This window comes from Ekhidna lutea, from assembly GCF_900188325.1.
Taxonomy (GTDB): Bacteria; Bacteroidota; Bacteroidia; order Cytophagales; family Cyclobacteriaceae; genus Ekhidna; species Ekhidna lutea.
In genome coordinates this window covers 871,336-883,275 of sequence record NZ_FZPD01000001.1, presented here as the reverse complement: position 1 = coordinate 883,275, position 11,940 = coordinate 871,336, and the positions used below count along the sequence as shown (strand labels likewise).

Annotated in this window: 13 protein-coding genes; 7 read left to right on the top strand and 6 right to left on the bottom strand. The window is 40.1% G+C overall.

What is annotated here, in order from left to right; genetic code table 11:
• Position 1: 1 nt before the first annotated feature.
• The 6 genes from CHB71_RS03935 to CHB71_RS03910 are packed head-to-tail and all read left to right on the top strand — an operon-like array spanning position 2 to position 4,855.
• Complete coding sequence (locus CHB71_RS03935; protein WP_179213295.1) at positions 2–955, top strand: NAD-dependent epimerase/dehydratase family protein; 954 nt, start codon at positions 2–4, stop codon at positions 953–955.
• Positions 956–2,074, top strand: a complete 1,119-nt coding sequence (locus CHB71_RS03930) for a GNAT family N-acetyltransferase (protein WP_089355565.1) — start codon at positions 956–958, stop codon at positions 2,072–2,074.
• Positions 2,075–2,097: 23 nt separating this feature from the next.
• Positions 2,098–2,877, top strand: coding sequence for an SDR family oxidoreductase (locus CHB71_RS03925; protein WP_089355564.1), 780 nt, complete (start codon positions 2,098–2,100; stop codon positions 2,875–2,877).
• Positions 2,874–3,317, top strand: coding sequence for a 3-hydroxyacyl-ACP dehydratase FabZ family protein (locus tag CHB71_RS03920; protein ID WP_089355563.1), 444 nt, complete (start codon positions 2,874–2,876; stop codon positions 3,315–3,317). Before CHB71_RS03925 ends, CHB71_RS03920 begins: the two co-directional genes overlap by 4 nt.
• Positions 3,318–3,320: 3 nt before the next feature.
• Positions 3,321–4,604, top strand: coding sequence for a beta-ketoacyl-[acyl-carrier-protein] synthase family protein (locus tag CHB71_RS03915; RefSeq protein WP_089355562.1), 1,284 nt, complete (start codon positions 3,321–3,323; stop codon positions 4,602–4,604).
• Complete coding sequence (locus CHB71_RS03910) at positions 4,601–4,855, top strand: acyl carrier protein (protein WP_221406664.1); 255 nt, start codon at positions 4,601–4,603, stop codon at positions 4,853–4,855. Before CHB71_RS03915 ends, CHB71_RS03910 begins: the two co-directional genes overlap by 4 nt.
• On the opposite strand, the gene CHB71_RS03905 is transcribed toward CHB71_RS03910, so the two are convergent.
• From CHB71_RS03905 to CHB71_RS03890, 4 genes are all read right to left on the bottom strand, one after another.
• Positions 4,852–5,769, bottom strand: coding sequence for a CDP-alcohol phosphatidyltransferase family protein (locus CHB71_RS03905; protein WP_089355561.1), 918 nt, complete (start codon positions 5,767–5,769; stop codon positions 4,852–4,854). The genes CHB71_RS03910 and CHB71_RS03905 overlap by 4 nt on opposite strands.
• Positions 5,770–5,772: 3 nt before the next feature.
• On the bottom strand, positions 5,773–6,705 hold the full coding sequence (locus tag CHB71_RS03900; RefSeq protein WP_089355618.1) for a fatty acid desaturase: 933 nt from the start codon (positions 6,703–6,705) through the stop codon (positions 5,773–5,775).
• A gap of 17 nt (positions 6,706–6,722) precedes the next feature.
• Positions 6,723–7,778 (bottom strand): phospholipase D-like domain-containing protein, encoded by a 1,056-nt coding sequence (locus tag CHB71_RS03895; RefSeq protein ID WP_089355560.1) that lies wholly within the window; start codon positions 7,776–7,778, stop codon positions 6,723–6,725.
• A gap of 77 nt (positions 7,779–7,855) precedes the next feature.
• On the bottom strand, positions 7,856–8,641 hold the full coding sequence (locus tag CHB71_RS03890; RefSeq protein ID WP_179213294.1) for a DUF3108 domain-containing protein: 786 nt from the start codon (positions 8,639–8,641) through the stop codon (positions 7,856–7,858).
• Here CHB71_RS03890 and CHB71_RS03885 point away from each other — a divergent pair.
• Positions 8,641–9,741, top strand: a complete 1,101-nt coding sequence (locus CHB71_RS03885; RefSeq protein WP_089355558.1) for a glycosyltransferase family 4 protein — start codon at positions 8,641–8,643, stop codon at positions 9,739–9,741. The genes CHB71_RS03890 and CHB71_RS03885 overlap by 1 nt on opposite strands.
• Here CHB71_RS03885 and CHB71_RS03880 read toward each other — a convergent pair.
• On the bottom strand, positions 9,729–10,820 hold the full coding sequence (locus CHB71_RS03880; protein ID WP_089355557.1) for a 2-aminoethylphosphonate aminotransferase: 1,092 nt from the start codon (positions 10,818–10,820) through the stop codon (positions 9,729–9,731). The genes CHB71_RS03885 and CHB71_RS03880 overlap by 13 nt on opposite strands.
• A 1-nt stretch (position 10,821) precedes the next feature.
• Entirely contained in the window at positions 10,822–11,940 is a 1,119-nt protein-coding gene (gene aepY, locus CHB71_RS03875) for a phosphonopyruvate decarboxylase (protein ID WP_089355556.1), read from the bottom strand.

The following is an 11,940-nucleotide window of genomic DNA, read 5'->3' as shown; positions in this document are numbered from 1 at the left end:
GTTGAAAATAGCAATTACTGGAGCCAATGGTTTTTTAGGATCTTATTTAGTGAAAGAGTGCCTTCATCGGCAGATGGAGGTTTATGCTCTAATAAGATCAGGAGCCAATACTTCTCTACTTCCAGATCATGAAAATCTCAACATTGAGACGATCGACTACAGAGGCGATATTGCTACTCAACTTTCAAAGATTAAAGAAAGATCTGGTCATGTAGACTATTTTATTCACAATGCTGGCATGACAGTCAGCCTCAAGGCTGAAGAATACTATTCGGTAAACGTTGGGCTTACAACTGCTATTTGCGATGCATTAAGGCAATCTGAGCTACTAAAGCCAGTCGGCGTTTTCGTTTATACTTCATCGTACGCAGCACATGGCCCGGCCAACACCAAAGCTCCTGTTTCTCATTATGGACACAGTAAATTACAGGCGGAACAGATCATTCAAGAAAGGATGAAGAACTATTTGTTAGTCCGTCCAACAGCTATTTATGGAGCTGGCGATGAGGCCTTCCTACCACTTTTCAAAGGAGCTAAAATGGGAATATATCCTGTCACTGACAATGATCAGCGTATGAGCATGATTCATGGAGCTGATCTGGCTCGAATGACGATTCAGGATATGCAATCAGAAAGGGGACCCTTGCACTACAATGATGGAAACACATATCTCCATCAGGATTTCATTGAAATATTCCAAAAGTTATTCGGCAAGAAGGTTAGAAAAATTCCACTCCCAAAATGGTTGGCTAAACTTTCAATGGGTTCTTCCGATATTTGGCATAAAATAATTAACAAAAGACCCGGAATTACACTTGAGAAATTTGATGAAATCTCGCAACACTGGGATCTTCACACGACCGATTTAAAACATTCTTCTGTAAAACCCGAAATCTCATTGAGCGAAGGATTTGAAAATGCGCTGAGATATTACCAGGAAAATAACCTTATCTAAATGACACTCGAAATAAGGGAAATCAACACTAAGAAGGAACTTAAGGAATTTATCAAATTTCCTTTTGAACTTTATAAAGGAAATCCCTACTACGTCACTCCACTCATTGATTTTGAAATGAGCACGCTCCTACGAGAAAAGAATCCGGCCTTTGATGATGCTGAAGCCAAATACTGGGTTGTAGAAAAAGATGGGAAAATAGTGGGCCGAATTGCCGCTATTATTCTTGAAAAAGAACTTAAAGAAAAAAAATTAGCCCGGTTCGGTTGGATTGACTTCATTGATGATAAAGAGGTTTCACAAACCCTGCTAGAAACAGCTAAGTCCTGGGCTAAATCAAAAGGAGCCAAAGGCATCCATGGCCCAATGGGCTTTACAGACCTTGATTTCGAAGGAGCTTTAATATCAGGGTTTGATCAAATTGCCACACAAGCGACCATTTATAATTACTCCTATTACATTGATCATTTTCGGGCATGGAACATGGAGATTGCCGCCACCTGGGTAGAGCTAAGAGGGAAAGCACCCTCCAAAAACCCAGAAAAAATCAATAGAGCCGTTCGCATCATTCAAGAACGATTCAAGGTAAAAGTGAAGGATTTCAAAAATACCAAAGAGATGGTGAAATATGCTTCTGGCGTTTTTGAGGTTCTCAATCAAGCGTATTCAGGCTTATATGGTTATGTTTCTCTTACACAAAAGCAGATCGATTATTATGTTGATCAATACTTTGGATTCATTCGAAAAGAGTTTGTTTGCATTGTAGTTAATGAGAATGAAGAGGTAGTTGGGTTTGCTCTTACTTTTCCATCTTTATCAAAAGCATTCCAAAAGGCAAAGGGATCTTTATACCCTTTCGGCTTCATTCATGTATTAAAAGCTTTCTTTTCCAATGATACTGCTGATTTATTTCTCATTTGTGTTAAGCCTGAGTATCAAAAATTAGGAATTCACGCGCTCATTTTTGATTACCTTCAAAAGGTTTACAAGAAGAAAGGCATTAAGTATATGGCCTCAGGGCCGATGCTTGAGGACAACAAGAATGTCCTAAACACTTGGAGTCAGTTTGATATTGATATTGGAAAAATAAAGCGGAGCTGCTTTATTAAGCAATTCTAATAGGAGTTTTGTAGTTTCACCGAATGGAAATGAAAGGCAAGTATGCATTGATTATCGGGGGTTCCAGTGGTATTGGCCTTGCCTCCGTAAGGAAGTTAGCAGCTCATGGTTGCAACATTATTATCATTCATAGAGATCGGAAACAAGGTGTAATAGCACTTGAAGAAGTTTGCTCCGAGCTAAGTCAAAAACATGGCGTCAGTATCAACAATTACAATATTGACGCCACCAATCCTGAAAAAATCACTGAATGTATTGAATCCATTAAAGATTCTGGTCCGCAACAAATCAATGTGGTACTACATGCGGTTTCAAGAGGTAATCTAAAGCCATTCATTTCTGACTCAGCTAAACTTACTTCACAAGACCTTGCTCTTACAATCGAAGCAATGGGCACGAACCTACAGGTTTGGATAAATGAACTTCTTGCTGCACAATTAATCACAAAAGGAAGTAAAATATTAACACTCACATCAGAAGGAAATGATAAGTTTTGGGAGGGGTATGGTGCTGTAGCGTTGGCAAAATCCACATTGGAAACACTATCAAAGTACTTGGCAATTGAATTGGCCCCAAAAGGAATTACGGTTAACATTATTCAAGCGGGAGTGACAGATACGCCATCACTTAGATTAATTCCTGGTTCAGAACAACTGATTGAGCAAACTAAAATCCGAAATCCACATGGGAGGCTAACCACTCCGCACGATGTAGCTAACACCGTTTTTCTGCTCTCACAACCAGAAGCTAATTGGATAAACGGATCACTTATTCATGTGGATGGTGGTGAGCATTTAATATGAGCGACTACAAAAACATACTAAGTCTTCTCCCGTACAAACGACCATTTTTATTTGTTGATGAAATTACATCTCTAAGTGAAGAAGGAGCGATTGGAGCCTATACAATCAGGAAAGATGAATTCTTCCTCGAAGGTCATTTTCCGGGCAACCCAGTGGTTCCGGGTGTGATTTTAACAGAGATCATGTGCCAAATTGGTTTGGTAACGCTCGCAATGCACCTCATGAATCTTAATGAAGATTCAAAAGTGTTGCCTGCGTTTACAAGCGCCAATGTGGACTTCCTATCTAAAGTTTTGCCTGAAGACAAACTTATTGTTGAATCAAAAAAAGTCTATTTTCGCTTTGGCAAACTCAAATGCACGGTCACTTGTAAAAAAACCGATGGGACGGTGGTGGCTAAGGGCGAGCTTGCAGGAATGGTTGTAAAATCAGAAGCGTAAATTTTGGAGAAACATAGAGTTGTAATAACCGGACTTGGAGTCGCAGCTGCAAATGCGATTGGCGTTGATAATTATGAAAAAGCCTTAAGAGAGGGGAAGTCTGGAATCAAATATTTGGAAGAGCTGGAAAAAATAAATCTCAAATGTCAAATTGGAGGTGCTCCTGATCTCAATTCTGTGAACCTGGGCGATCATTTGCCTCGAATGCTGGCAGAAAAAATAACTAACAAGGGAATTTTATATGCCCTGCTGTCGGGTGTGGAAGCATGGAAGGATGCAGGTTTAGAACCAAATACGGTTAGAACAGACTTTGATTCCGGTATGATTTTCGGTGCTGGCGACTTGAGTTTTGATAGCTTTATTAACCGTGACTTTCCAGCTTATCCAATTGATAAGGGGGATAGTAGAAAGTTGGGATCCAGAACAATCTCTGAGTGCATGAACAGCGGGGCTGCAGCGTATCTCAACTCCATTCTTGGACTAGGTAATAGAATACAATCCAATTCTTCTGCCTGCATCACAGGTTCAGAAGCTGTTCTAATGGGATATGAATACTTATCGAGTGGCAAAGCTGATCGCATGATATGCGGGAGCACTGAAGGAGATGGGAGATATATCTGGGCCGGTTTTGATGCCATGCGCGTATTATGCTCCAACTCAAACGACAATCCTGAATTCGGATCAAGGCCAATGAGCGACTCTTCATCGGGTTTTGTGCCATCGGGTGGTTCAGGTGCGTTAGTACTAGAGACCCTTGAATGTGCTAAAGCCAGAGGAGCTAAAATATATGGTGAGATTTTGGGAGGACATGTTAATTCCGGAGGTCAGAGAAATGGTGGGACTATGACAGCAGCCAACCCGGATGCTGTGATCGATTGTATTACCAGAGCTATAAAAAATGCAGGTATTTCCCCAGAAGAAATTGATCTCATAAACGGCCATCTTACCTCCACTAAAGGTGATCCGGCAGAAATAAGAAACTGGGTGAAAGCACTTGGCAGATCAGGTGAAGACTTCCCATTGATCAACACACCGAAATCAATGATCGGACATTCCGTGGCTGGAGCCGGATCAGTAGAATTAGTTGCCAGTGTTTTACAATTACATAAAGACTTTGTTCATGCCAATCTAAACGTTGAAAATATTCATCCAGAAATTTTATCAGAAATTTTTGGGGGTTGTATCCCGACGAGTTGCCAAAGCAGGGAAGTAAACACCGTTATTAAGGCAAATTTTGCCTTCGGTGACTTAAATTGCGCGCTCGTTTTAAGGAAATACAAAGAATGATGAATAGAGAAACAGTAAAAACCGACCTAATAAATATTATTAAGCCTTATCTACCTGAAGATATCATGGCTAATGACGTGTCTGAAGACAAGCATTTAATCAATGATTTGATGATCAATTCTGCTCACATTGTTGATATTGTTTTAGATATCGAAGATAAGTTTGATATTATGATCGATGATGATGTGATCGGAGAAATGAACACGGTTCAAGACTCAATCAATGTAGTTCTGCAAAAAACTGCAGCCTAATTACTAGATAGCTTTCTTAGTAATTCCTTATCGTATTTCCTCTGCTTAAGGTTCAGAGGCCAGTAACCTACTGTCCAGATTAAACTTAAAGCTAAAAACAAGTCAAATCGACCCATTAGGACAAATAAAATCGAAGTGTTTCGGTGGGTGTTGCTACCTCCAAGCCAAGCCCACCAAAATAGCATTTTAAAATTCAATTTTCCGTACAGCGGATCGAATTCTTTAGGATTATTCACCGCTAGTTCTCTCATTTTTTTTCGCTCTTCAGGTGTTCTGGTGGTAGAGCTAATCTGCTTACCTGTATAGTCCAAGTTGATGTAGTGCATAACCTTATGATGCCACTTATCTCCTGTTGGCTTGATTTCATCCTTAGTTAAAGGGATATAGCCCGCCTTAGACTTTCCTACCAAATAAATATATTCCGATTTATAAAACTCATAAAGCCCTGCCTTATAGCTATGTGCTACTCCTGAGGCCACCATTAAAATAAGTATCCAATACCCGTATTCAGGTATAAAATACAATGTTCCTCCTATGTAGCACGAAATAAAAACCAGATTATCAATTAATCCATCTATCTGCCGCCCAAGTTCTGATGACTGACCCGTCATCCGTGCGAGCTGCCCATCAGCACTATCCAGTACGCCAGCCCAAATCACCAACAAGCTTCCAATCAAAACCAGATAAAATTGATCCTGGAAATAAAAAAGCACTCCTCCTGCAATACCAATTACGAGGCTTATTAATGAAACGTGAGTGGGCGTAAGCCTAAACCACCTGGCAATTTTCGCAAAATACAAGCCATAGAATCGACTAAAATAGATATCATACCGTTCTTCAACATCTATAAGCTTAATGGTGGAATGTACTTCATCGAGGTGTTGTTTATACCTCCTTCGCAAGTATCCTAGCATGAATTATTTATTCCTTTTGACTCTTGAGAATAAAGAGATTTTGTTGTCGAACAGAAACTGCCAGATCACCTTCGAGTAACTTTTATGGGCATAAAGATTATCATAATGCTTTCCGGCTATTTTTCGAAGTTTTGGCAACTTTGACCCTGGTATAGTTGGAAAATCATGGTGTTCGTTGTGGTAACCCACATTCCAAATAAGCTTATTCCACCAGCCATAATAAGAATATGTCTCCTGACCTTCCTTGTAAATAAAGTGTTCAGCAACGAAATGACCTGAGATTGGATGTAGCCCGGTTGCCAAAACAGTTGACAATGCAAGGTATAAGAGACCAGACCAACCAGCTAAAAAGTAAAAACCAACCATAGCCGAAACTTGAACTATAGCATTAAGAATCTGCCATTTATCCGGCACCATAGGGTGTACAAACAGTGGGCGAACAGCGTAAATTGGAATCTGAATAATCAACCAAATAAATTTACCTATTGGGCCTCTGAAAAACTTTGCCTCCCAACTTACAGCTAAGTCTGTGTCAACACCTTCTTTTCCCTGATGCCAATGATGTTTAGCGTGATAGGCTTTAAATGCCATGGCGAAAGGCACAACCAACGGAAAGTTCACAACAATAGCTAACCAATTGTTGTGTGATTTCTTTTTAAAAGCAAGATCATGTGTGATTTCATGAACTGCCAAAACAATGATATGTGTAAGTGTGGTACCAACCAGCAGAACCAGCAAGCCAAACAGCCATGGATTTTCTGGCAGGAAAAATATCGGAATTGCCAGCTGAAGAAATGAAACCAGAAGTGTTTTAATAGCTAGTGAAGGATCACTCCCAAATAACTTTTTCACCTCAGGGTATTCTTCCATTATCATTTTCCTCCTTTGAAAATGAGGTTCTTTCTCTTCGCTCCAGGTAAAATCTTGTTCCTTCATATCAACTGCAAAATTAACTAATAGGGACGTAAAATAGTTCTGGAGGCTAAACCTCCAATTTTATTCAGCAAGTTCATCACAAAAGCAGCTTTCTTAGTTGCTACGGGTGAAAACGAATCACACCTCTCCTGCTCTTTCACCTCTGCAATCACCTTTGATTTAAATTCATCAATCAGTAACTGATCTTCTGATACAAAAACAACCTCCTGCTCAAAATAATAGCTCACTAAATCATAATTACTACTCCCAAAAATCAGCTTCTCATCATCCATCAAAATGGCTTTCATGTGCGACATGCCGGGATACTCTTTTAAGTCAAAATATCCCTTTTGCTGCTCCGATAAAATGATGTTTTTGAAAATCGACTTATTATTCTCTTGCGGAGAAATGATCGTAATCTTTACTCCCTTGGCAGCACACGATCGCAATACCCCTAATAAGGGCTCAGAAATATAAGGTGAAATAACCTGGATGCTTTTTTGAGCTACTCTGATTTGATTAAAAAAATCTTCGTAGAGCTTTTTGCTTTTTGATCCGTTAAAAAGGAACAATTGTCCTTCATTGGTTTCTATAGATTTTGACTGATTAATCCCCTCCCAGGTTTTATTGAAATCTTCTACTAGTGCTTGTCCCAATCTGGGGTCATTCAACTCTACCATCATGTCATGCCAGGCAAAGTTGTGCTCACTGAAGTTGATCCCGCCAAGAAAGCTGGCCTCTCCATCAACAACCACCATTTTTTTATGATTACGCAAGGGATACTTCTGACCCAGAATACCTACAGGATTGGTAAACTGGACTCTTATTCCGCTTTGTTCAGCATCTGTTATCAGCTTCCTGGTGGCTTTTACCTCATTCCTAAACGAAGCATCGTTTAAGTACTTGAGTGAGAATACAAAGTGATCATTAATCACAACCTTGGAATAACTATCTATAAGCAGGCGCTTATCTTTAGCCGGACTTGATTTCATGACCTCAATTAGCCGACTTCCTGCATCATCCCCTTCAAATGTCATGGCTTGTACAAGTAGTGACTCTTTTGCTTTGTCACCCACAGTCTCTAATCGTTCCATGAACAACTTTGAACCTAATAAAATCGAAGATTTTGCCAAAAGAAGAAGTTTAGAAAGGCAAAGCTAACAGGTTAAGATCAATCAATGTATTCAACCTTATCCAATTCAAAAACGAAAGATCCGACTGTCATGTCGATTTCCATTCGTAAAGGGTATCGATTCCTATCATCACTCAGAATCACAAGCCCTGTCTTGCCCTCATCAAAAAATTCACCTTCAGGAAACACCAATCCAAATTCCAGCGCCCCTACTTTCCGGTCTTCATACCTGTGTGTTGTCTTTTTTCCAGGAAGCATTACAAACTCGTAAAGATCATTTGTGAAAAAAGTACGCATTTCAATTTCGTCACTGAATTGAGATCGATCCCGACTCCTTAGCCACATGTATGTACTTAGCGCATCTCTTATGGGCACATTTCCTTGTGGAAATCTATGGTACCTCCACTCATCAAGATCTTCGATATAAGCTTTTATAGATATGGAATCAGCATAGGTAAAATAGTCATGGCGGATGTCAATCTTATTCCTACCTTCCATGTCCCTGTCAGACCGCAAAGGCTTGAGGTCATTTACTTCAATGAGTGACTCCATGCAGAAACTAAGCTTTGAAAAGACCTTAAACCAGCTAGCCGTGGTGACAGTGAACTGAATCTTATAGTGTGGTTTTTTATTTGGATAGTGGAATTCCGGATCAAGCCACAATACTGCTTCCCCAATATTAAACCACCCAAACTTCATGTTGTAGGTCAGTTTCTCACCAGGTTTGAATGGATATGATTTATTTTGAGCCTGTGATTGTAATCCTGCAAAAAGAAATGCAGTAAACAAAGCTACAATCACCCAACTTCGTAAGATTGAATTCAATGAAAATCGCACTTGTTTGTCCATATGATTTTTCACGCCCCGGAGGTGTTAAGTCTCACATTGTGAGTTTATCAAAACATCTTACAATAATAGGACATCAGGTTAAAATCATTGCACCTAATATCAATGCCAATGCTGTAGAGGAAAAAAATGTTTACTTCTTCGGCAAGAATCGTTCTGTCAACATTGGTGGAACCAAAATAGATGTAAACATCGCTTTAGGCGATGAGAAGAAACAGCTTAAGGCTTTTCTTAACGGTGAAGTTTTTGACATCATCCACTATCATACGATTTGGAATCCGTTACTTCCTTTTCAAGTGCTGAAACACTCTAAGGCTAAACAAATAGCCACCTTTCACGACACTCCTAAAAGCCAATTTGTGGGGGATTGGATTATGCCAACTGTAGCACGTGGGATTTTTACATTCTTAGATCAAATCATTTCTGTTTCTAATAGTCAGTCTGGTTATATCTCTCGATTTTCAAAAAGAAACATACATATCATTCCAAATGGGATCGACCTGGATGAAATCCATCAAATAGCACCTCAAGAAAGTAAAAGAGATGATGATTTCTTCCAGATGTTTTTTATGGGAAGACTGGAGCCACGCAAGGGAGTAATGCATGCACTACGAGCATTTCATCAACTAAAGGAACGATACCCCAAAATGAAACTGATTATCGCTGGCGATGGCGATGGAAGAGCTGAGGTGGAACAATACATTACTGATTATACACTGACTGATGTCGAAATGGTAGGTTTTGTCAGTGAAGCAGAGAAATATCGACTACTAAAAGAATCTGATATTTACCTGGCACCAGCACTATATGGAGAGAGTTTTGGTATCGTGCTTTTGGAATCAATGGCGGTGGGAACTCCAATAGCTGGATATGCAAATTCGGGCTACAAAAACGTAATTACGAATGACATGATGAAAGGCTTTGCTGAACCGGGTGATTTGGATGCCTTTGCTAAATGCATTGAAAACCTAATTCCTTCATCAAAGCGTGAAGAATTATCTAAGCATGGACTTGAAGAAGTAAAAAAATACAACTGGGCTGAGGTGTCTATGGAAGTGAATGAAGTCTATTTAAAATAGGCTTTAACCTTTTCCATCACATAGTCCATGTCCTCTTCATATAGATCACCTATTACAGCTACTCGAAATGTTTTGCTTTCAGGAATAACGCCAGGATATATGGTAATTCCATTCTCATATAGATAATCATGAAAATGATTGAAGTCTAGGCCAGGTTTATCAAGATTTAATGCAAGCAATATCTTAGATTCCTGCTCCAGAGGCAAAAAAGGTGTAAAACCAAGCGCTGTAAATCCATCATAAAGCTTTTGCCAGTTCGCCTGATACCTATTCCATCTATTATCTAACCCTTCCTCCTCATGCTCTTTGATCGCCTCTAAAAATGCATAGCTTGTTTGTACGGGAGGAGTAAATCGCAGCTGATCCTTCTTCTGTAGATTATCCCATTGTTTGTATACATCGAAATAAAAACCGGTTCCATTAGCTTTTAGCTCCTCTGTTCGGTCTTTGTGGAAGATCACGAACGAAAGTCCAGCCATGCCATGAATACACTTGTTTGAGCTTGAAAATAAATAATCAATCTCAAGTGCGGCAAGATCAATCGGATATGCCCCAAACGAGCTCATGGCATCCACAATGTATTTCACACCTGTTTCCTTACATATCTCTGCAACCTCCTCCAATGGATCCATCATACCGGTGGAAGTCTCATGATGCACCATGGCAAGATGTGTGTATCCTCCTGAAGATAGTGCCTCTTTAATTTTAGAAGGATCAGGATAGTCACCAAATTCAAATAAAGATGAATTCTTTAAACCATACCCATCACAAATGGCCTTCATTCGAATACCATAAGCTCCATTAGTGACTATTAGAACATGATCATTTTTTCCTAACGCAGACACCAAACAAGCTTCCATAGCTCCGGTTCCACTTGCTCCAAACAATGAAACTCTATGGGTTTCCAGCCCATTGCCAACTTTTAAAATTCCGTCACAGATGTCGTGCATCACCTGTCCGAATTCATTTTCTCTCGGACAAATGTCAGATACCAGTTGTGCTTCCTTCACTCGCTGAGAGGTAGTAGCCGGGCCTGGATTTAAAAGTATTTTTCGCTCAAGTTCCTTTCTGTGTAGCATTTTAGTTGCTTAGGTTTTTCATGAAAGCCTCTTTATTCTCGACAGGCGTTGTTGTTGGGCGACCCAAATCAGCGCGTGACTCTTCTGTTGTTCGTATCTCGAGCAATACAGGGCCATCAGCATTTTGGAATTGCTCCCAAATACCGGGAAGTTCTGCCATTTCTTTCACCATCCAGGTTTGCTTATATCCGGAAGCTTCTGCTATTTTTTGAAAATCAATAGCAAACCCTACAGTGGCCTGACCACCAACCGATTCATGACATCCATTATTGATCAGGATATGTTTATAGTTGGCAGCAGATTGATTTCCAATGATTGCTCCCGACCCCATATGCATAATTGTTGCGCCATCACCATCAAGGCAGTATACCGGACGATCTTTCTTGCTTAGCGCGATACCAAGTGCAATCTGAGAAGCATGGCCCATTCCTCCAACAGTAAGAAAATCTTTTCCATGTCCCATATTATATTTGGCTCGTATTTCAAATACTTCCCTGGAAGATTTGCCAGTGGTAGAGACAACCACTGCTTCTTCTTCCATTTTTCGGAGCATCCACTCGATCACTTCTTCCCGATTGATGGTATATGGATTTTCAACCTTCGTTTGCAGTTTATATTTTTCGAACGTACCTTTTTTCACCAGCAAAGCAAATGGTGCTTTGGTCACGTTCATCGTGTTGAAAGCAACCTTTAGCTGCTCCTCAGCTCCTTTTTCATCATCAGACAACACTGCATAATCAATACCCATCGTCTGCAATAGTTCCTCTGAGATTCGTCCCTGCTTCACATGCTGAGGTTCGTCTTTCACACCGGGCTCGCCTCTCCACCCAATTAACAGTAGCATCGGAATCGAATATACATCCGGATCGGCTAGTGAGGTCAGTGGGTTAACACAATTTCCAAAGCCAGAATTTTGCATATAAACCAATGGAATTTTGCCTGTGGCCAGATGATGTCCCATGGCGAGTGCAATGGCTCCACCCTCATTTGCTGCAATAATATCCGCTCCCTCATCTGTGATAACGGAGCAAAAATCTTTGAGTAATGAGTCAGGAACTCCGGTAGAAAACTCAACTCCTTGAGCTCTGATTGATTTTAAAAACTTTTCAGGATTTAGCAT